The 20,944-nt window shown below is 42.3% G+C and carries 17 protein-coding genes; 16 read left to right on the forward strand and 1 reads right to left on the reverse strand.

The genetic code is table 11. The features are described 5' to 3' along the window. Positions 1-165: 165 nt before the first annotated feature. The 9 genes from D8852_RS03115 to D8852_RS03155 all read left to right on the forward strand — a co-directional run bounded on the left by D8852_RS03115 (position 166) and on the right by D8852_RS03155 (position 11,382). Complete coding sequence (locus D8852_RS03115; RefSeq protein ID WP_125833811.1) at positions 166-3,774, forward strand: SIALI-17 repeat-containing surface protein; 3,609 nt, start codon at positions 166-168, stop codon at positions 3,772-3,774. 245 nt (positions 3,775-4,019) lie between these two features. Further along, positions 4,020-4,718 (forward strand): N-acetylmannosamine-6-phosphate 2-epimerase, encoded by a 699-nt coding sequence (locus tag D8852_RS03120; protein ID WP_084874430.1) that lies wholly within the window; start codon positions 4,020-4,022, stop codon positions 4,716-4,718. 114 nt (positions 4,719-4,832) lie between these two features. Further along, positions 4,833-6,161, forward strand: a complete 1,329-nt coding sequence (locus tag D8852_RS03125; protein WP_000672109.1) for an ABC transporter substrate-binding protein — start codon at positions 4,833-4,835, stop codon at positions 6,159-6,161. 218 nt (positions 6,162-6,379) lie between these two features. Next, on the forward strand, positions 6,380-7,246 hold the full coding sequence (locus tag D8852_RS03130) for a carbohydrate ABC transporter permease (protein WP_068981926.1): 867 nt from the start codon (positions 6,380-6,382) through the stop codon (positions 7,244-7,246). Between the two features lie 15 nt (positions 7,247-7,261). Then, positions 7,262-8,101, forward strand: a complete 840-nt coding sequence (locus D8852_RS03135; protein WP_001183243.1) for a carbohydrate ABC transporter permease — start codon at positions 7,262-7,264, stop codon at positions 8,099-8,101. A gap of 172 nt (positions 8,102-8,273) precedes the next feature. Then, positions 8,274-8,726, forward strand: coding sequence for a YhcH/YjgK/YiaL family protein (locus D8852_RS03140; protein ID WP_125424581.1), 453 nt, complete (start codon positions 8,274-8,276; stop codon positions 8,724-8,726). A gap of 20 nt (positions 8,727-8,746) precedes the next feature. Beyond that, positions 8,747-9,391 (forward strand): YesL family protein, encoded by a 645-nt coding sequence (locus D8852_RS03145; protein ID WP_125424582.1) that lies wholly within the window; start codon positions 8,747-8,749, stop codon positions 9,389-9,391. 171 nt (positions 9,392-9,562) lie between these two features. Continuing rightward, positions 9,563-10,480: a dihydrodipicolinate synthase family protein gene (locus D8852_RS03150; protein ID WP_125424583.1), complete on the forward strand. Its 918-nt coding sequence runs from the start codon at positions 9,563-9,565 to the stop codon at positions 10,478-10,480. A gap of 17 nt (positions 10,481-10,497) precedes the next feature. After that, positions 10,498-11,382, forward strand: coding sequence for an ROK family protein (locus D8852_RS03155; RefSeq protein WP_125424584.1), 885 nt, complete (start codon positions 10,498-10,500; stop codon positions 11,380-11,382). Between the two features lie 15 nt (positions 11,383-11,397). On the opposite strand, the gene D8852_RS03160 is transcribed toward D8852_RS03155, so the two are convergent. Then, positions 11,398-12,249, reverse strand: coding sequence for a MurR/RpiR family transcriptional regulator (locus D8852_RS03160; protein ID WP_125398773.1), 852 nt, complete (start codon positions 12,247-12,249; stop codon positions 11,398-11,400). A 256-nt stretch (positions 12,250-12,505) separates the two neighbouring features. Here D8852_RS03160 and pbp2b point away from each other — a divergent pair, with 256 nt between their 5' ends. The 7 genes from pbp2b (at position 12,506) to ftsA (ending at position 20,939) form a co-directional block, all read left to right on the forward strand. Next, positions 12,506-14,548, forward strand: coding sequence for a penicillin-binding protein PBP2B (pbp2b, locus tag D8852_RS03165; protein WP_125424585.1), 2,043 nt, complete (start codon positions 12,506-12,508; stop codon positions 14,546-14,548). Between the two features lie 10 nt (positions 14,549-14,558). Next, positions 14,559-15,155, forward strand: a complete 597-nt coding sequence (recR, locus tag D8852_RS03170; protein ID WP_000966754.1) for a recombination mediator RecR — start codon at positions 14,559-14,561, stop codon at positions 15,153-15,155. Between the two features lie 173 nt (positions 15,156-15,328). Further along, entirely contained in the window at positions 15,329-16,372 is a 1,044-nt protein-coding gene (locus D8852_RS03175) for a D-alanine--D-alanine ligase (protein WP_125424586.1), read from the forward strand. Between the two features lie 84 nt (positions 16,373-16,456). Beyond that, a complete protein-coding gene (locus D8852_RS03180; RefSeq protein WP_125424587.1) occupies positions 16,457-17,830 on the forward strand; it encodes a UDP-N-acetylmuramoyl-tripeptide--D-alanyl-D-alanine ligase in 1,374 nt (457 codons plus the stop codon). Next, positions 17,817-18,428: an NUDIX hydrolase gene (locus tag D8852_RS03185; RefSeq protein ID WP_061417189.1), complete on the forward strand. Its 612-nt coding sequence runs from the start codon at positions 17,817-17,819 to the stop codon at positions 18,426-18,428. The genes D8852_RS03180 and D8852_RS03185 overlap by 14 nt, the downstream gene beginning before the upstream one ends. A gap of 195 nt (positions 18,429-18,623) precedes the next feature. Beyond that, complete coding sequence (locus tag D8852_RS03190; protein ID WP_061417188.1) at positions 18,624-19,328, forward strand: TIGR02206 family membrane protein; 705 nt, start codon at positions 18,624-18,626, stop codon at positions 19,326-19,328. A gap of 234 nt (positions 19,329-19,562) precedes the next feature. Next, complete coding sequence (ftsA, locus tag D8852_RS03195; protein WP_084976066.1) at positions 19,563-20,939, forward strand: cell division protein FtsA; 1,377 nt, start codon at positions 19,563-19,565, stop codon at positions 20,937-20,939. Positions 20,940-20,944 lie beyond the last annotated feature (5 nt).

Here is a 20,944-nt window from a genome sequence, read left to right on the forward strand (position 1 = left end):
AGGAAACTTTCCGCTGTTTGGTCAGAGAGTAAGAGCAGTGGACGTTTGAAGAATGGGAGGTCTCATTCAGTCGGATATTTTCTTTTTACTTGTTTAGTTGGAGAAACTAAAAATTTTAAGAAAAAAAGAAAGCGCTTTATTTTTATGAAAAATGAAAGGACAAACATGAATTATAAATCTTCACATCGGAAACAGCGATACGGAATTCGAAAATTTGCAGTTGGGGCGGCATCTGTAGTGATTGGTACAGTTGTATTTGGAGCAAATCCAGTCTTAGCTCAAGAGCAAGCCAATGCAGCAGGGGCCAATACAGAAACTGTCGAACCTGGTCAAGGTTTATCAGAATTGCCAAAAGAAGCGTCCTCGGGAGATCTTGCTCATTTGGATAAGGATTTGGCTGGTAAATTGGCAGCAGCTCAAGACAACGGCGTTGAGGTGGACCAAGATCATTTGAAAAAAAATGAGAGTGCAGAGTCAGAAACCCCATCCTCTACGGAAACCCCTGCAGAAGAAGCAAATAAGGAAGAGGAATCAGAGGATCAGGGGGCTATTCCTCGTGACTATTACTCAAGAGATTTAAAAAATGCTAATCCTGTCCTTGAAAAAGAAGATGTTGAAACCAATGCAGCAAATGGTCAGAGAGTTGATTTATCAAGTGAACTAGATAAACTAAAGAAACTTCAAAATGCTACAGTTCACATGGAGTTCAAACCAGATGCATCAGCTCCACGCTTTTACAATCTCTTCTCTGTATCCAGTGACACCAAGGAAAATGAGTACTTTACTATGTCCGTCCTTGATAATACAGCTCTTATTGAAGGGCGTAGCGCTAACGGGGAACAGTTCTATGATAAGTATACAGATGCTCCTTTGAAAGTTCGCCCAGGACAATGGAATTCCGTGACTTTTACTGTCGAACAACCGACAGCGGAGTTACCTCATGGTCGAGTTCGTCTCTATGTGAACGGTGTCTTATCTCGAACAAGTCTAAAATCTGGGAACTTTATCAAAGATATGCCAAATGTTAATCAAGCTCAACTTGGAGCAACCAAACGGGGCAAGAAAACAGTTTGGTCCTCAAATCTACAAGTTCGAAACCTAACCGTTTATGATCGTGCTTTAAGCCCAGATGAAGTTCAAACACGGAGTCAATTATTTGAAAGAGGTGAATTGGAACAGAAACTTCCTGAGGGAGCAAAAGTTACTGAGAAAGAAGACGTCTTTGAAGGTGGTAGGAACAATCAACCAAATAAAGATGGTATCAAGAGTTATCGTATCCCAGCTCTTCTCAAGACTGATAAAGGAACGCTGATTGCTGGAACGGATGAAAGACGTTTGCACCATTCTGACTGGGGAGATATTGGGATGGTTGTTCGTCGTAGCTCAGATAATGGAAAAACATGGGGAGACCGAATCGTAATCTCAAATCCGCGTGACAATGAGCACGCTAAACATGCAGATTGGCCATCTCCAGTCAATATTGATATGGCCTTGGTGCAAGACCCTGAAACAAAGAGAATTTTTGCAATTTATGACATGTTCCTTGAGAGTAAGGCAGTATTTTCATTGCCGGGGCAAGCTCCGAAAGCTTATGAACAAGTGGGAGATAAAGTTTATCAAGTTTTATATAAGCAAGGAGAATCAGGTCGCTATACAATTCGAGAAAACGGAGAGGTTTTCGACCCTCAAAATAGAAAGACAGATTATCGTGTTGTCGTTGACCCTAAAAAACCAGCTTACAGCGATAAGGGGGATTTGTATAAAGGGAATGAGCTAATCGGGAATATTTATTTTGAGTATAGCGAGAAGAATATTTTTAGAGTTTCCAATACCAACTACCTATGGATGTCCTACAGTGATGACGATGGGAAGACTTGGTCTGCACCAAAAGATATTACTCATGGGATTCGGAAAGATTGGATGCACTTCCTAGGAACTGGACCTGGTACGGGGATTGCCTTGCGTACAGGACCTCATAAGGGAAGACTGGTGATTCCAGTTTATACAACAAACAACGTTTCCTACCTAAGTGGTTCTCAATCATCTCGTGTAATTTACTCAGATGATCATGGTGAAACATGGCAAGCAGGGGAAGCAGTTAATGATAACCGTCCAGTAGGCAATCAAACCATTCACTCTTCAACCATGAATAATCCAGGTGCCCAAAATACGGAGTCGACTGTTGTTCAGTTGAATAATGGGGATCTCAAGCTCTTTATGCGTGGGTTGACTGGTGATCTTCAGGTTGCGACCAGTCATGATGGGGGAGCAACGTGGGATAAGGAAATCAAACGTTATCCCCAAGTAAAAGACGTTTATGTTCAAATGTCCGCTATTCACACCATGCATGAAGGAAAGGAATACATTCTACTCAGCAATGCTGGTGGTCCTGGACGCAACAATGGTTTGGTTCACCTGGCTCGTGTTGAGGAGAATGGTGAGTTGACATGGTTGAAACACAATCCTATACAAAGTGGTAAGTTTGCTTACAACTCACTCCAAGAACTCGGAAATGGCGAATATGGTTTGCTTTATGAGCATGCGGATGGCAATCAAAACGATTATACTTTATCCTATAAGAAATTCAACTGGGATTTCTTAACCAAGGATTGGATTTCTCCTAAAGAAGCAAAAGTGAAATACGCGATTGAAAAATGGCCAGGCATTCTTGCTATGGAGTTTGATTCGGAAGTATTGGTCAACAAGGCACCAACCCTTCAATTGGCAAACGGTAAAACAGCACGCTTCATGACCCAGTATGACACAAAAACCCTCCTATTTACGGTGGATTCAGAGGATATGGGTCAAAAAGTTACAGGTCTGGCAGAAGGTGCTATTGAAAGTATGCATAATTTACCAGTCTCTGTAGCGGGCACTAAGCTTTCGAATGGAATGAACGGAAGTGAAGCTGCTGTTCATGAAGTGCCAGAATATACAGGGCCATTAGGGACAGCGGGCGAAGAGCCAGCTCCAACAGTAGGGAAGCCAGAATATACAGGCCCACTAGGTACAGCAGGTGAGGAACCAGCCCCAACAGTTGAAAAACCAGAATTTACAGGCGGGGTTAATGCTGTTGAGGCCGCAGTCCATGAAGTCCCAGAGTACACAGGCCCACTAGGGACATCCAGCGAAGAGCCAGCCCCAACAGTCGAGAAGCCAGAATTTACAGGCGGAGTTAATGCTGTTGAGGCCGCAGTTCATGAACTCCCTGAGTATACAGACCCATTAGGCACAGCGGGCGAAGAGCCAGCCCCAACAGTCGAAAAGCCAGAATTTACAGGCGGGGTTAATGCTGTTGAAGCCGCAGCCCATGAAGTCCCAGAGTACACAGGCCCACTAGGGACATCCGGCGAAGAGCCAGCCCCAACAGTCGAGAAGCCAGAATACACAGGCGGAGTTAATGCTGTTGAGGCCGCAGTTCATGAAGTCCCAGAGTATAGAGACCCATTAGGTACAGCAGGAGAAGAGCCAGCTCCGACAGTTGAGAAGCCAGAGTTTACAGGCGGTGTGAATGCTGTTGAAGCAGCAGTCCATGAAGCCCCTGAGTACAAAGGTGGCGTGAATGCAGCCGATGCAACTGTACATGAACTCGCAGAATATAAGGGAGCTAATTCGCTTGTGACTCTTGCTGCAGAAGATTATACTTACAAAGCCCCTCTTGCTCAGCAGACACTTCCTGATACAGGGAACAAGGAGAGTAGCCTCCTTGCCTCACTAGGATTAACAGCTTTCTTCCTTGGCTTGTTTGCAATGGGGAAAAAGAGAGAAGAATAAGAGAATAATTTTAATCATTTGGCTTTGTAAAAACAGAAGGAGATAGCAGGTTTTTCCGCCTGCTATCTTTTCCTTTCGAGTTGAGGTGTGCTAATAAGAAATTCTAAGATGCCTGAAACTACTTTCAGGATAGTCTGTTCCATAAAATAGTTTTGAAACTGAAATCTATTCTACCATAAGCTATTGAAAGCGCTTAACAAATGATATATAATAAGCCCATAAGAACAAGAAAGGGAGGAAAGAGGATGCCACAGATCAGCAAAGAAGCCTTGATTGAACAAATCAAAGATGGAATCATTGTCTCTTGCCAGGCACTTCCTCACGAACCGCTTTATACAGAAGCGGGAGGAGTCATTCCCTTGCTAGTCAAAGCGGCTGAGCAAGGAGGAGCAGTTGGTATCCGAGCAAACAGTGTTCGCGATATCAAGGAGATCAAGGAGGTTACAAAACTCCCGATTATCGGGATTATCAAACGTGACTATCCGCCGCAGGAGCCATTCATTACAGCTACTATGAAAGAAGTTGATGAACTGGCTGAACTAGACATTGAGGTCATTGCTCTGGATTGTACCAAACGTGAACGTTATGATGGTTTGGAAATTCAGGACTTTATCCGACAAGTCAAAGAAAAATATCCACATCAACTCTTGATGGCTGATACCAGTACTTTTGAAGAAGGAATTGCAGCAGTTGAAGCAGGTGTTGATTTTGTTGGAACAACTCTATCAGGTTATACTTCTTATAGTCCGAAAGTAGATGGTCCAGACTTTGAACTAATAAAAAAACTCTGCGATGCCGGTGTGGATGTCATAGCTGAAGGAAAAATTCATACACCAGAACAAGCCAAACAAATCCTTGAATATGGGGTACGAGGCATTGTTGTCGGTGGAGCTATTACTAGACCAAAAGAGATCACGGAACGCTTTGTTGCCGGTCTTAAATAATACAATCTCAAAACAGAGGAGAGTGGTCGATGCGTCAAATGAAATGAAAACGTATACAAATAGAAGCTTACTCACTATCCAATATGGACACGCTTAACAATTAGGAGAATACAAATGAAATTTAGAAAACTAGCTTGTACAGTACTTGCAGGTGCTGCGATTCTTGGCCTTGCTGCTTGTGGTAACTCTGGTGGAAGTAAAGATGCTGGAAAATCAGGAAGCGATAGCGGAAAAACAGAAATCACTTGGTGGGCATTCCCAGTCTTCACTCAAGAAAAAACTGGTGACGGTGTTGGAACTTATGAAAAATCAATCATCGAAGCTTTTGAAAAAGCAAATCCAGATGTAAAAGTGAAATTGGAAACCATCGACTTCAAGTCAGGACCTGAAAAAATCACAACAGCCATCGAAGCAGGAACAGCGCCAGACGTACTCTTTGACGCACCAGGACGGATCATCCAATACGGTAAAAATGGTAAATTGGCTGAGTTGAACGACCTCTTCACAGACGAATTCGTCAAAGATGTTAACAACGAAAACATCGTACAAGCAAGTAAGGCTGGAGATAAAGCTTACATGTATCCAATCAGTTCAGCTCCATTCTACATGGCCATGAACAAGAAAATGTTGGAAGATGCTGGAGTTGCAAACCTTGTAAAAGAAGGTTGGACAACTGATGACTTTGAAAAAGTTTTGAAAGCGCTTAAAGATAAAGGATATACTCCAGGTTCATTGTTCAGTTCTGGTCAAGGGGGAGACCAAGGAACACGTGCTTTCATCGCAAACCTTTATGGCGGTTCTGTAACAGACAAAGACGTAACCAAATATACAACAGACGATCCAAAATTCGTCAAAGGTCTTGAAAAAGCTGCTAGCTGGATCAAAGACGGTTTGTTGAACAATGGTTCACAATTTGACGGTGGAGCAGACATCCAAAACTTTGCGAACGGTCAAACTTCATACACAATCCTTTGGGCACCAGCTCAAAACGGTATCCAAGCGAAACTCTTGGAAGCAAGTAAGGTAGACGTGGTAGAAGTACCATTCCCATCAGACTCTGGTAAACCATCTCTTGAATACCTTGTAAACGGATTTGCAGTATTTAACAACAAAGACGACAAGAAAGTCGCAGCAGCTAAGAAATTCGTTCAATTCATCGCAGATGACAAAGAATGGGGTCCTAAAGACGTTGTTCGTACAGGTGCCTTCCCAGTTCGTACTTCATTTGGCAAACTTTATGATGACAAACGTATGGAAACAATCAGTAGCTGGACTAAATACTACTCACCATACTACAACACTATCGACGGATTTGCTGAAATGAGAACACTTTGGTTCCCAATGTTGCAATCTGTATCAAATGGTGACGAAAAACCAGCGGATGCTTTGAAAGCCTTCACTGAAAAAGCTAACGAAACAATCAAAAAAGCTACAAAACAATAAGCACTAAGTCAGATTGATTCCCCCTTTTCCCTGAGCACTATGGTGTAAGAAAAGGGGGACTTTTGTTTGAAATGGTAGGAACTGTCACGAAATTAAAATGAAGTTCTTACATAAGCGAATCTTAAAAAATTTCATTTTGGTTTTAAAACAGTTCAAGAAAATCAAAAACTATTCTATTTGAAAGAGAGGTGCCGACTGTGAAAGTCAATAAAATTCGTATGCGGGAAACAGTGATTTCCTATGCTTTCCTAGCACCAGTATTATTCTTCTTTGTGATCTTCGTCTTGGCTCCTATGATTATGGGATTCATTACAAGTTTCTTTAACTACTCCATGACCAGCTTTGAGTTTGTTGGCTTGGATAACTACATTCGCATGTTTAAAGACCCGGTCTTTACCAAGTCTTTGATCAATACCGTTATTTTGGTTATTGGATCAGTACCGATTGTGGTTCTCTTCTCGCTCTTTGTAGCATCTCAAACCTATCATCAAAATGCCATTGCCCGTTCTTTCTATCGTTTCGTCTTCTTCCTTCCTGTAGTTACAGGTAGTGTGGCCGTAACGGTTGTATGGAAATGGATCTATGACCCCCTATCAGGGATTCTAAACTTTGTCCTTAAGTCAAGCCATATCATCAGCCAAAACATTTCTTGGCTGGGTGACAAAAACTGGGCTTTGATGGCGATTATGATTATCCTTTTGACAACATCTGTTGGTCAACCGATTATCCTTTATATCGCTGCCATGGGAAATATTGATAATTCACTTGTTGAAGCAGCGCGTGTTGACGGCGCGACTGAATTTCAAGTCTTCTGGAAGATCAAATGGCCAAGCCTTCTTCCAACAACTCTTTACATCGCGATCATTACGACTATCAACTCTTTCCAATGTTTCGCTTTGATTCAGTTGTTGACATCTGGTGGTCCAAACTACTCAACAAGTACCTTGATGTACTACCTTTACGAAAAAGCCTTCCAATTGACAGAGTATGGGTATGCCAATACTATCGGTGTCTTCTTGGCAGTGATGATTGCCATTGTCAGCTTTGCTCAATTCAAGATCCTCGGAAACGACGTAGAATACTAAAGAAAGGAGACAGTTATGCAACCTACACAAAAGAAACCCTTAACAGCTTTCACTGTTATTTCAACGATTATCTTGCTCTTGTTGACCGTACTGTTCATCTTTCCATTCTACTGGATCTTGACAGGGGCCTTCAAATCACAGCCTGATACCATTATGATTCCACCACAGTGGTTCCCTAAAATGCCAACCATGGAGAACTTCCAACAACTCATGGTGCAAAACCCTGCTATGCAGTGGATGTGGAACTCTGTATTTATCTCACTGGTAACCATGTTCTTAGTCTGTGCAACCTCTTCTCTAGCAGGTTATGTCTTGGCTAAAAAACGTTTCTATGGTCAACGCATCCTCTTTGCAGTCTTTATCGCTGCCATGGCTCTTCCAAAACAAGTTGTCCTTGTACCATTGGTACGTATCGTCAACTTCATGGGAATTCACGATACTCTCTGGGCAGTTATCTTGCCTTTGATCGGATGGCCATTCGGGGTCTTCCTGATGAAACAATTCAGCGAAAATATCCCGACAGAATTGCTTGAATCAGCTAAAATCGACGGTTGTGGTGAGATTCGTACCTTCTGGAGCGTAGCCTTCCCAATTGTGAAACCAGGATTTGCAGCTCTTGCGATCTTTACCTTCATCAATACTTGGAACGACTACTTTATGCAGTTGGTTATGTTGACTTCACGTCAAAACTTGACTATTTCACTCGGGGTTGCGACCATGCAGGCCGAAATGGCAACCAACTACGGTTTGATCATGGCGGGTGCAGCTCTCGCAGCAGTGCCAATCGTAACCGTCTTCCTTGTCTTCCAAAAATCCTTCACTCAGGGTATCACTATGGGAGCTGTTAAGGGATAAGAAAAGTAAACTAGTATATCAAGGTTGCGGAAGTAGTCTTGACATGCTATGGAAATATAGTTTCATAAGTGTCTACAAAATGGAGAGTATGCAGTTACTTCGTGAAGTTTTGTCAGACACTTATAAACTTAATTTATGATTTTAGTTAACTATCAGAAACGAAGGAAACAGTATGATTTTTGACGATTTGAAAAACATCGCCTTTTACAAGGGAATCCATCCCAATCTAGACAAGGCTATCGACTATCTCTACCAACACCGTAAGGATTCATTTGAATTAGGTAAGTATGAGATTGACGGAGACAAGGTCTTTCTAGTTGTTCAGGAAAATGTCCTCAATCAAGCTAAAAATGATCAATTTGAGCATCATAAGAACTATGCAGACTTGCATTTGCTGGTAGAAGGTCATGAATATTCGAGCTACGGTTCACGTATCAAAGACGAAGCGGTAGCATTCGACGAAGCGAGCGACATTGGCTTTGTCCATTGTCATGAACGCTACCCACTCTTGTTGGGCTATCACAATTTTGCGATTTTCTTCCCAGGAGAACCACACCAGCCAAATGGCTACGCAGGGATGGAAGAAAAGGTTCGCAAATATCTCTTTAAAATTTTGATTGATTAAAAGAATCAGGAGGAGCAAACATGGCACAAAAAGGAGCAAGCCTAATCAAGGCAGCATTTGATACAGATAACTTTCTCATGCGTTTCAGTGAAAAGGTCTTGGATATCGTGACAGCCAATCTTCTTTTTGTCGTCTCTTGTTTGCCCATCGTGACGATTGGAGTGGCGAAAATCAGCCTCTACCAAACCATGTTTGAGATTAAGAGAAGCAGGCGAGTACCTGTTTTCAGAACCTATCTGAGAGCTTTCAAGCAAAATCTGAAACTGGGTTTCCAGTTAGGTTTGCTGGAGTTGGGCATAGTTTTGCTGAGTCTTTTAGATCTCTATCTCTTCTGGGGCCAGACAGCTTTACCTTTTCAGATTGTGAAAGCTATTTGTTTGGGGATTCTCATCTTCCTCACTCTCGTGATGTTGGCTAGCTATCCCATCGCTGCACGCTATGATTTAACTTGGAAAGAAGTGCTGCAAAAAGGACTTATCTTGGCAAGTTTTAACTTTCCGTGGTTCTTCCTCATGTTAGCTATTCTCTTTCTTATTGTGATGGTTCTTTATCTATCCGCCTTCACTCTTCTTTTGGGTGGGTCAGCTTTTATCTTCTTTGGTTTTGGTTTGCTAGTCTTTCTCCAAGCAGGTTTGATGGAGAAAATCTTCGCCAAATACCAGTAGGATGGTTTGTTTCTGAAACTACTTTCAATCGTTACAGTTTCTAAAATACAAGTAGAAACTAAAATCTAAGTGTATACAAGATATTGAAAGCGATTTTCACAAGGTGTATACTAAACTTGTAAAAAATAGAACTGCTCTCAGCAGAAAAAAAGAAATCTTAGGAGAAAATCTATGTCAGATTTGAAAAAATATGAAGGTGTCATTCCAGCCTTCTACGCATGTTATGATGATCAAGGAGAAGTCAGTCCAGAGCGTACGCGTGCCTTGGTTCAATACTTCATTGATAAGGGAGTTCAAGGTCTCTATGTCAATGGTTCTTCTGGTGAATGTATCTACCAAAGTGTGGCAGACCGTAAATTGATTTTGGAAGAAGTCATGGAAGTTGCCAAAGGAAAATTGACCATTATCGCTCACGTAGCTTGTAACAATACCAAAGACAGTATGGAACTTGCTCGCCACGCAGAAAGTTTGGGTGTAGATGCCATTGCAACGATTCCGCCGATTTACTTCCGCTTGCCTGAGTACTCAGTTGCCAAATATTGGAATGACATTAGTTCTGCAGCACCAAACACAGACTATGTTATCTACAACATTCCTCAATTAGCAGGTGTTGCTTTGACTCCAAGTCTCTACACTGAAATGTTGAAGAATCCACGTGTTATCGGTGTTAAGAACTCTTCTATGCCAGTTCAAGATATCCAAACCTTTGTCAGCCTTGGTGGGGAAGACCATATCGTCTTTAATGGTCCAGATGAACAGTTCCTAGGTGGACGACTCATGGGTGCTAAAGCTGGTATCGGTGGTACTTATGGTGCTATGCCAGAACTCTTCTTGAAACTCAATGAGTTGATTGCTGAGAAAGATTTGGAAGCAGCGCGTGAATTGCAATACGCTATCAACGCAATTATTGGTAAATTGACTGCTGCTCATGGAAATATGTACGGTGTCATCAAAGAAGTCTTGAAAATCAATGAAGGACTTAACATCGGTTCAGTTCGTTCGCCATTGACACCAGTGACTGAAGGAGATCGCCCAGTTGTAGAAGCAGCTGCAGCCTTGATTCGTGAAACCAAGGAGCGCTTCCTCTAATCCATAAGGAGGTATTTATGACACACTACGTTGCAATTGATATCGGTGGAACCAACATCAAATATGGTTTGATTGACCAAGAAGGCCAACTTGTTGAATCGCATGAAATGCCAACTGAGGCATATAAGGGTGGACCCCATATCTTACAAAAGACAAAAGATATCGTTGCCAGCTATTTAGAAAAGGGCCCAGTAGCAGGTGTTGCCATTTCTTCTGCAGGAATGGTGGATCCTGACAAGGGGGAGATTTTCTATGCGGGACCTCAAATTCCGAATTATGCAGGAACCCAGTTCAAGAAGGAAATCGAGACTAGCTTTAATATTCCTTGTGAAATTGAAAATGATGTCAACTGCGCAGGTCTTGCTGAGGCAGTATCTGGTTCAGGCAAGGGAGCGAGTGTGACACTTTGTTTGACCATTGGAACAGGTATCGGTGGTTGCTTGATTATGGATGGGAAAGTTTTCCATGGATTTAGCAATTCTGCCTGCGAAGTCGGTTATATGCATATGCAGGATGGGGCTTTCCAAGATTTGGCTTCTACGACAGCCTTGGTGGAGTATGTAGCAACTGCTCATGGAGATTCAGTTGATCAGTGGAATGGCCGACGTATCTTTAAGGAAGCTACCGAAGGAAACAAGATCTGTATGGCTGGTATTGACCGCATGGTAGATTACCTTGGGAAAGGTCTGGCAAATATTTGCTACGTTGCCAATCCAGAAGTGGTCATTCTTGGTGGCGGCATCATGGGGCAAGAGGCTATTCTCAAACCGAAGATCCGCACAGCCTTAAAGGCGGCCTTGGTGCCAAGCTTAGCTGAAAAAACACGATTAGAATTTGCCCATCACCAAAATACAGCAGGGATGTTGGGTGCCTATTATCATTTCAAAACAAAACAATCCTAGTTTGGTTGAGCCAAACTAGGATTTTCTAACGCGTTTTTGTCTACGATAGCCGTTGAGTTTTTTATTTTCCCAATAGCTGTTAAAGATTTTTTCCTTGCTCTCGCGATTGATTTCTAAAAAGTAGGCATAAATCAAATCTATTAAAATGAGCATAGGGAGTTGAGCGGAAATACGCTGGATGTAAGAAGATTGGCTATGATTTGCGACGAGAACTGCTTCGGTATAAGCCTGACTATTTTTGTTTGGAGCGCTGGTAAAGAGGATGGTCTTGGCACCCATTTCCTTGGCATCCAACAAACTATCTAGGACGGATTGGGTAGTGCCAGATAGGGAAAAGCCAAGCACCAAACAATTTTCATCCATGATGCTGGTCGTCCATGCAAAGCCATCCTGATCAGTCAAAGCTTCACAGACAACACCCAGACGCATAAAACGGAGTTTCATCTCACGGGCAATCAGACCAGAACTTCCCGTTCCAAAAAAGTAAACTCGTTCAGCGTCATCGATTAATTGGGCGACGCGTTCAAGCTGCGCTTCATCGATCAAATCCTGTGTTTGTTCCCGTAGGTTGCTGTAGCTTCGAAGTACACGTTTGGTCAAAGGACTGTGTTTGTGAGAATGGGTGTCCTGTTTATTGGCCTGGTGCTGGTATTGAAAAACAAATTCTCGATAGCCAGTAAAGCCACATTTTTTTGCAAAACGGGTAAGGGCAGCTTGGGAAACATGCAGTTTTTGAGTAACCTGTTGCGATGATAGATCATCCACAATCGTATCTACCTGCAAGAAATAACGAGCGATTTCCTGTTCTAACTCTGTTAATTCTTCAAAATGAAGATCAATAATAGTTGCGATATCCTGCTTTTTCATGGAGCTCCTTTTCATGAGTCAAACTCTTAAAAGTTGACGATTGCCAGCTTATTAACATCATTATATCATAGAAGTTAGGATAACCAAATAAAAAGGCATTTTCGATTAAAAGTCAAAAAATGCTTCGACTTTTCCAAGAGTTTCTCCGTAAAATATGGTACAATGAAAAGTACCGAGCTTCACCCGTTTGCTCTATTATTTTAGCTGAAAATGAAGGTGAAAATCGGGAATTTTTCTAGAAAAGAGTCTTAGTTGTATGAGAAAATTCAATAGCCATTCGATTCCGATTCGGCTTAATTTACTGTTTGCGATTGTTATCCTGCTCTTTATGGCCATTATTGGTCGATTGTTATACATGCAGGTCCTCAATAAAGATTTCTATGAAACAAAATTGGCCTCAGCCAGCCAAACAAGGGTAACAACCAGTTCAGCTCGTGGACAGATTTATGATGCAGCAGGGAAACCCTTGGTAGAAAACACTGTCAAGCAGGTTGTTTCTTTCACACGAAACAATAAAATGACGGCAGCTGAATTGAAGGAGACAGCCAAGAAACTCCTCACATATGTAAATGTAACTTCCCCAGTTCTGACAGATCGACAGATTGCAGACTATTACTTGGCGGACCAGGATATTTACAAAAAAACAGTCGAATCCTTGCCAAGCGATAAACGTCTGGATTCAGATGGGAACCGTTTATCGGAAGCAACTCTCTACAATAATGCGGTCGAAAGCATTGACGTGAGTCAACTCAATTATACAGATGACCAGAAAAAAGAAATCTATCTCTTTAGTCAACTCAATGCTGTTGAAAATTTTGCAACGGGCACCATTTCAACAGATGCTTTAGATGATACTCAGGTTGCTCTTGTGGCTTCTGCATCCAAGGAATTACCAGGCATCAGCATTTCAACCTCATGGGACCGAAAAGTACTGGACACTTCTCTATCGTCTATCGTCGGTAGCGTTTCAAGTGAAAAGTCAGGTCTTCCAGCTGAGGAAGTTGACGCTTATCTCAAGAAAGGCTACTCTCTCAATGACCGAGTGGGGACTTCCTATCTTGAAAAGCAATATGAAGATGTCCTCCAAGGCAAACGCTCTGTCAAAGAAGTGCATCTCGACAAACATGGAAACATGGAAAGTGTGGAAAATGTCGAGGAAGGAAGCAAAGGAAACAATATCAAACTAACGATTGACCTCGCTTTCCAAAATGGAGTGGATGACCTACTCAAGAGCTACTTTAACTCCGAGTTGGGTAATGGTGGTGCTAAATATTCTGAAGGGGTCTACGCAGTCGCTCTCAATCCCAAAACTGGTGCAGTTCTGGCGATGTCAGGTGTCAAGCATGATGTTGAATCTGGTAAATTAAGTTCAGATTCGCTTGGAACGATAACCAATGTCTTTGTGCCAGGATCTGTCGTTAAGGCAGCGACCATCAGCTCTGGTTGGGAAAATGGAGTGTTATCAGGCAATCAAACCTTGACAGACCAGCCGATTGTTTTTCAGGGTTCGGCCCCTATCAATTCATGGTATACCTTGTCATACGGTTCTTTCCCTATCACAGCGGTTGAAGCTTTGGAATATTCCTCTAATACCTACATGGTGCAAACAGCTCTGGGAATTATGGGACAGACCTATAAACCCAATATGATGGTAGCAACGAGTCAACTGGAGACAGCAATGGGCAAATTGCGATCAACCTTTGGAGAATATGGACTCGGGGCTTCAACGGGAATTGATCTTCCAGATGAATCAACAGGATTTATACCAAAAGAATTTGATTTGGCCAACTATCTAAATAATGCTTTTGGTCAGTTTGATAACTACACACCGATGCAGTTAGCTCAGTATGTCGCAACCATTGCAAACAATGGTGTGCGTTTGGCTCCTCACATCGTTGAAGGTGTTTATGGAAACAATGACCAAGGTGGCTTAGGCAGTCTGGTTCAAGAAACAGCCACCAAGGAAATGAACAAGGTTAATATTTCAGAAGCAGATATGGCTATCTTGCAACAAGGTTTCTATCAAGTTTCGCATGGAACGAGCGCTCTGACAACTGGTCGTGCCTTCTCAAATGGTGCAGCCGTTTCCATCAGCGGGAAAACGGGTACTGCCGAAAGTTACGTTAATGGCGGTCAAAAAGCCAATAATACCAACGCAGTCGCCTATGCACCGACCGAAAATCCCCAAATCGCGGTCGCAGTCGTCTTTCCTCATAACACTAATCTTACAAATGGTGTTGGACCTTCGATTGCACGCGACATTATCAATCTCTATAACCAACACCATCCAATGAATTAGAAAGGAACTTATGCTGTATCCAACACCTATTGCCAAGCTGATTGATAGCTATTCAAAGTTACCAGGTATCGGAATCAAAACGGCTACCCGCCTAGCCTTCTATACCATTGGAATGTCTGATGACGATGTCAATGAATTTGCCAAAAATCTTTTGTCTGCTAAGCGGGAATTGACCTACTGTTCCATCTGTGGCCGTTTAACGGATGATGATCCATGCTCTATCTGTACGGACCCGACTCGAGACCAGACAACCATCTTGGTGCTAGAAGATAGTCGCGATGTGGCTGCTATGGAAAACATCCAAGAATACCACGGACTCTATCATGTCTTGCACGGCCTCATTTCTCCGATGAATGGCATCAGCCCAGACGATATCAATCTCAAGAGTCTTATGACTCGTCTCATGGATAGTGAGGTTTCAGAGGTTATCGTGGCAACCAATGCGACGGCAGATGGGGAAGCGACCTCCATGTACCTATCTCGTCTCCTCAAACCAGCTGGTATCAAGGTCACTCGCCTAGCACGAGGACTAGCCGTGGGAGCAGATATCGAGTATGCGGACGAAGTCACACTCTTACGAGCCATTGAAAATCGGACAGAGTTGTAGGAGTAAACAAATTTACGAACTCAATTCATTTATACAAGAACGGGGAGACCGAGTTTGTCGTTATCGGTCTCTTTTTATATTTCTTTACTATCAGTACCATGTTCAAGTTTCAAAAAAGAAGCAAATATGATATACTAAGGTGCGAGTATTCTATTAGAAAATAGGACAGTAATATGAAACAAACAATTATTCTTTTATACGGTGGACGGAGTGCAGAGCGTGAGGTCTCTGTCCTTTCTGCTGAAAGTGTTATGCGTGCGGTCAACTACGACCGTTTCACAGTCAAGACTTTCTTCATCAGCCAATCAGGTGACTTTATCAAAACGCAAGAGTTTAGCCAGACTCCAGGTCAAGAGAATCGTCTCATGACTAATGATACCATTGATTGGGACAAGAAAATCGTGCCAAGTGCTATCTACGAAGAAGGCGCTGTGGTCTTTCCAGTTCTTCATGGTCCGATGGGAGAAGATGGTTCAGTTCAAGGATTCTTAGAAGTCTTGAAAATGCCTTATGTTGGTTGTAATATCTTGTCATCCAGCCTTGCCATGGATAAAATTACGACCAAGCGTGTCTTGGAGTCTGCTGGAATTGCCCAAGTACCTTATGTGGCTATCGTTGAAGGTGATGATGTGACTGCTAAAATTGCTGAAGTTGAAGAAAAATTGACTTATCCAGTCTTCACGAAGCCGTCAAACATGGGTTCCAGTGTCGGTATTTCTAAGTCTGAAAACCATGAGGAACTCCGCCAAGCTTTGGAGCTCGCATTTCAATATGACAGCCGTGTCTTGGTAGAGCAAGGGGTGAATGCCCGTGAAATCGAGGTTGGTCTTTTGGGCAACTACGATGTGAAGAGCACGCTTCCTGGTGAAGTGGTCAAGGATGTTGCCTTTTATGACTACGATGCCAAGTATATTGACAACAAGATTACCATGGACATCCCAGCCAAGATTAGTGATGATGTGGTAGCTATCATGCGTCGAAATGCAGAAACAGCCTTCCGTGCGATCGGTGGTCTCGGTCTATCTCGTTGCGATTTCTTCTATACAGATAAGGGCGAGATTTTCCTAAACGAGCTCAATACCATGCCAGGTTTTACCCAGTGGTCTATGTATCCACTACTTTGGGACAATATGGGAATCAGCTACCCAGATCTAATTGAGCGTTTGGTTGACCTTGCCAAGGAAAGCTTTGACAAGCGCGAAGCGCATTTGCTATAAAAACGAAAGAGAGGGTAGGAGTCAGAACCATCACTGCAAGGTGAGTAGAGTTCTCGGGCTTCAACCCTTTTTAAAGGAGTAGAAATGAAATTAACAATCCACGAAGTTGCCCAAGCTGTTGGAGCTAAAAATGATGTTAGTCTTTTTGCGGATACCCAGTTGGAAAAGGCTGAGTTTGACAGTCGTTTAATTACTGCTGGAGATTTGTTTGTTCCGCTCAAAGGTGCGCGTGACGGTCACGACTTTATCGAAACAGCTTTTGAAAATGGTGCAGTAGTAACCTTATCCGAGAAAAAGGTTTCAAATCATCCCTACATTCTAGTAGATGATGTGTTGACTGCTTTTCAAACCCTAGCTACCTACTATCTTGAAAAAACAGCGGTTGATGTCTTTGCAGTAACGGGTTCAAATGGCAAGACAACGACCAAGGATATGTTGGCGCATCTACTGTCAACAACCTACAAGACCTACAAAACTCAAGGCAATTACAATAATGAGATTGGCCTTCCTTACACGGTTCTTCACATGTCTGAGGGGACAGAAAAGTTGGTCTTGGAGATGGGGCAGGATCACTTGGGAGATATCCATCTCTTGTCTGAATTGGCTCATCCAAAAACAGCCATCGTGACCTTGGTTGGAGAAGCCCATTTGGCCTTTTTCAAAGACCGTTCAGAGATTGCTAAAGGAAAAATGCAAATTGCAGACGGTATGACTTCAGGTTCCTTGCTTTTAGCTCCGACTGACCCTATTGTAGAGGCCTACTTGCCTACTGATAAAAAGGTGATTCGTTTTGGTCAAGGAGCAGAACTAGAAATAACAGACTTGGTTGAGCGTAAGGATAGTCTGACCTTTAAGGCTAATTTCTTGGGACAAACCCTCGATTTGCCAGTAACTGGCAAGTACAATGCCACCAATGCTATGATTGCTGCTTATGTGGCTCTACAAGAAGGAGTTTCAGAGGAGAAGATTCGTCAGGCTTTCCAAAATCTTGAATTGACTCGTAACCGTACCGAGTGGAAGAAAGCTGCCAACGGAGCAGATATTCTGTCAGATGTTTACAATGCCAATCCAACTGCTATGAAGCTAATTTTAGAGACTTTCTCTGCTATTCCAGCTAATGAAGGTGGCAAGAAAATTGCTGTTCTAGCAGACATGAAGGAACTCGGTGACCAATCTATCCAACTCCATAACCAGATGATTCTGAGCCTATCGCCAGATGTGCTTGATATGGTTATTTTCTATGGAGAAGACATTGCCGAATTAAGCCAGCTGGCCAGTCAAATGTTCCCAATCGGTCATGTATTCTACTTTAAGAAAACTGCGAGCGAAGATCAATTTGAAGACCTTGTCAAGCAGGTCAAGGAAAGCCTCGGTGCCAATGACCAAATTCTGCTCAAAGGCTCGAACTCTATGAATCTAGCTAAGTTGGTAGAAAGTTTAGAAAATGAATGCAAGTGATTTTACCAAGTATCTGCAAAGAATGCTAGCTATTACGGATACTGGATTAACCTTTACAAAAGATCCTTTTGACTGTGAGCGATACGAGGACTTGCGAAGTTTGTTTAGCGAAATGTTGAATCAGGTATCAGACCTCGATGCAGAAGAAGTGGCAGAAGTCTTGAAACCAACTTCCGCTTACGCGACTCCTCTGATGGACGTCCGTGCTTGGATTGTTGAGGATGAAAAAGTCTGTTTAGTTAGAGGAAAAGGAGAGGATAGTTGGGCTTTGCCAGGTGGATTTGGTGAAGTCGGCTATTCTCCAACTGAAAATATTCTCAAGGAAATTGAAGAAGAAACCGGTTTTACAGCAAAAGCTGAAAGGTTACTTGCAGTTTTTGATACCAATCGTTTCCAACTACAGAGCAAACAATATGCAAAGTTTGTGTTTGAATGCCAACTTTTTGACGGACAATTTCAAGAGAATCAAGAAATTGCCGACCTTCAATTTTTTGCCATTAACCAACTGCCAGTCTTATCTGAAAAACGCATTACCAAGGAGCAGATGGAGATTCTTTGGCAGGTTTATCAGGGACAAAGAGAGCAATATATTGATTAGGTTATGCTAGAGAAGTCTGCAAATCAAAAAAGGGTGTCTGCAAGGTGCATTTCTGCGAGACAAATGATATAATAGGTTGCGAATTTAAGTCGCAAGTATTCTATGCATGGTATAGAATCAAGCTTTTTCAAAAAAATTAAAAAGGTCGAGCAGTGACTTTTCTACTGCTCTGGCTAGATGAACGAGGAATAGAATATGAATTTGTGGGAACAATTATTTACCACACAGATATCAGAACCGCCCCAGTTTGAACTCCACTGGTATATTGGTTTGTTATGTTTATTGGCTCTTACTTTCTATGCTTCTTATCGCTTTCGCGACAAAGTGACTTACCAGCGCTTTATTCAGATCCTTCAGTCTCTTCAACTGATTGTTCTGTATAGCTGGTATTGGGGGAATCAAATGCCCTTATCAGAAAGTTTGCCCTTCTATCATTGTCGTATCGCCATGTTTGTCATGCTCTTGATTCCAGGGACTTCCAAGTACAAGCAATACTTTGCCCTTCTAGGAACCTTTGGAGCAACAGCAGCTCTGGCTTACCCACTCTTTGACCCTTATCCGTTTCCGCATGTGACCATCCTGTCCTTTATCATCGGGCACGTGGCACTTTTGGGGAATGCGCTCCTATACTTGTTTAAGAATTATGAAGCTTCCCTGCTCAATTTGAAAAATGTGACAGTGATTACATTTTCTCTAAATGCCTTGATAGGAATTGTCAACTTGGTTGTAGGTGGAGATTATGGATTTTTAAATAAACCACCACTAGTGGGAAATCACGGACAATTGGCGAACTACCTCATCGTGTCCAGTGTGTTGGTAGCAGCAATCAGCTTGACTGCAAAAGTAGTAGAGGTCTTTTTGCAACAAAGAGCAGAAAAAATTATTCAAGAGAAAGCTTAAAAAGGCCTTCTCTTTTTTTGATTAAATATGCAAAATATAGCTGTAAGGATATAAAAATAATGATTGCTCCTGAGAAAATTGTTTAAAAGACTTTTACAAAAAACCTAGAGGAAATTTATGAAAAACTAAGCACGATTGGATTTTTTGTGTTATAATATTTTGTGAATAGCTGTGTCCGTCACAGTTATTGAAAATAGAAGTGAGAAACTTGGAAGACAGAGAGGATGCAATGTAATGACTAGAGATGGTTTTTTTACAGGCTTAGATATCGGAACTAGCTCCATCAAAGTGCTGGTTGCCGAACATAGAGATGGTGAAGTAAATGTAATTGGCGTTAGCAATGCCAAGAGTAAAGGTGTCAAAGACGGGATTATCGTTGATATTGAGGCTGCTGCTTCAGCAATCAAATCCGCAATTTCCCAGGCAGAAGAGAAGGCAGGAATTTCAATCAAGTCTGTCAATGTTGGTTTACCAGCAAACCTCTTGCAGGTTGAACCAACTCAAGGAATGATTCCTGTAACATCAGATACAAAAGAAATTACAGATCAGGATGTTGAAAATGTTGTCAAATCAGCTTTGACAAAGAGCATGACTCCTGATCGTGAAGTGATTACGTTCATTCCAGAAGAGTTTATCGTAGATGGTTTCCAAGGTATTCGTGACCCTCGTGGCATGATGGGGGTGCGTTTGGAAATGCGTGGCTTACTTTACACAGGACCTCGTACCATCCTTCATAACCTTCGTAAAACCGTGGAGCGTGTGGGAATCCATGTTGACAATGTCATCATCTCACCATTAGCGATTGTAAATTCAGTTCTCAATGAGGGAGAACGTGAGTTTGGCGCGACAGTGATTGATATGGGTGGTGGGCAGACTACAGTTGCAACTATTCGCAATCAAGAATTGCAATTTACAAATATCTACCAAGAAGGTGGAGAATATGTCACTAAAGACATTTCCAAAGTCTTAAAAACTTCCCAAAAAATCGCAGAAAGTTTGAAACTAAACTATGGTGAAGCTTATGTTCCACTAGCAAGTAACGAGACTTTCCAAGTAGAAGTCATTGGTGAAGTAGAGCCCGTTGAAGTGACAGAAAGTTACTTGGCAGAAATTATTTCAGCACGTATCAAACATATTTTTGATCAAATTAAACAGGAGTTAGACAGAAGACACTTGTTGGATCTACCAGGTGGTATCGTTCTGATCGGCGGGAATGCGATTTTGCCAGGAGTTGTCGAATTGGCGCAAGAAGTGTTCGGTGTTCGAGTGAAACTCTATGTGCCAAATCAAGTGGGAATTCGCAACCCTGCTTTTGCACATGTGATCAGCTTGTCTGAGTTTGCAGGTAAATTGACAGAAGTGAATCTTCTGGCTCAAAAGGCAGTCAGAGGAGATGAATTCCTTCGCCAGAAACCAATTAATTTTGGTGTTTCAAATCAAAGTGTGACACCGATTATACAAACAACTCCAGTGCAACCAGCTACTGCAGCAACTGAAATCACATCTGACAGTGGCCTTGCTCCAAGAGACGAATTCCAAGCAAGTTCTCAAGATAAACCGAAATTAACAGACCGTTTCCGCAGCTTGATCGGAAGCATGTTTGATGAATAAAAGAG

Origin of the sequence: Streptococcus mitis (assembly GCF_003942695.1) — a bacterium.
Classification (GTDB): Bacteria; Bacillota; Bacilli; order Lactobacillales; family Streptococcaceae; genus Streptococcus; species Streptococcus mitis_BD.

Excerpts from the sequence above, each read along its gene's own strand:
- D8852_RS03160 (WP_125398773.1), bottom strand. The coding sequence starts at position 12,249 with ATGAAAAAGCAGGATATCGCAACTATTATTGATCTTCATTTTGAAGAA.
- pbp2b (WP_125424585.1), top strand. The coding sequence starts at position 12,506 with ATGAGAAAATTCAATAGCCATTCGATTCCGATTCGGCTTAATTTACTG.
- D8852_RS03185 (WP_061417189.1), top strand. The coding sequence starts at position 17,817 with ATGAATGCAAGTGATTTTACCAAGTATCTGCAAAGAATGCTAGCTATT.
- D8852_RS03190 (WP_061417188.1), top strand. The coding sequence starts at position 18,624 with ATGAATTTGTGGGAACAATTATTTACCACACAGATATCAGAACCGCCC.
- D8852_RS03125 (WP_000672109.1), top strand. The coding sequence starts at position 4,833 with ATGAAATTTAGAAAACTAGCTTGTACAGTACTTGCAGGTGCTGCGATT.
- D8852_RS03135 (WP_001183243.1), top strand. The coding sequence starts at position 7,262 with ATGCAACCTACACAAAAGAAACCCTTAACAGCTTTCACTGTTATTTCA.
- D8852_RS03115 (WP_125833811.1), top strand. The coding sequence starts at position 166 with ATGAATTATAAATCTTCACATCGGAAACAGCGATACGGAATTCGAAAA.
- ftsA (WP_084976066.1), top strand. The coding sequence starts at position 19,563 with ATGACTAGAGATGGTTTTTTTACAGGCTTAGATATCGGAACTAGCTCC.
- D8852_RS03120 (WP_084874430.1), top strand. The coding sequence starts at position 4,020 with ATGCCACAGATCAGCAAAGAAGCCTTGATTGAACAAATCAAAGATGGA.
- D8852_RS03145 (WP_125424582.1), top strand. The coding sequence starts at position 8,747 with ATGGCACAAAAAGGAGCAAGCCTAATCAAGGCAGCATTTGATACAGAT.
- D8852_RS03180 (WP_125424587.1), top strand. The coding sequence starts at position 16,457 with ATGAAATTAACAATCCACGAAGTTGCCCAAGCTGTTGGAGCTAAAAAT.
- D8852_RS03155 (WP_125424584.1), top strand. The coding sequence starts at position 10,498 with ATGACACACTACGTTGCAATTGATATCGGTGGAACCAACATCAAATAT.
- recR (WP_000966754.1), top strand. The coding sequence starts at position 14,559 with ATGCTGTATCCAACACCTATTGCCAAGCTGATTGATAGCTATTCAAAG.
- D8852_RS03130 (WP_068981926.1), top strand. The coding sequence starts at position 6,380 with ATGCGGGAAACAGTGATTTCCTATGCTTTCCTAGCACCAGTATTATTC.
- D8852_RS03150 (WP_125424583.1), top strand. The coding sequence starts at position 9,563 with ATGTCAGATTTGAAAAAATATGAAGGTGTCATTCCAGCCTTCTACGCA.
- D8852_RS03175 (WP_125424586.1), top strand. The coding sequence starts at position 15,329 with ATGAAACAAACAATTATTCTTTTATACGGTGGACGGAGTGCAGAGCGT.
- D8852_RS03140 (WP_125424581.1), top strand. The coding sequence starts at position 8,274 with ATGATTTTTGACGATTTGAAAAACATCGCCTTTTACAAGGGAATCCAT.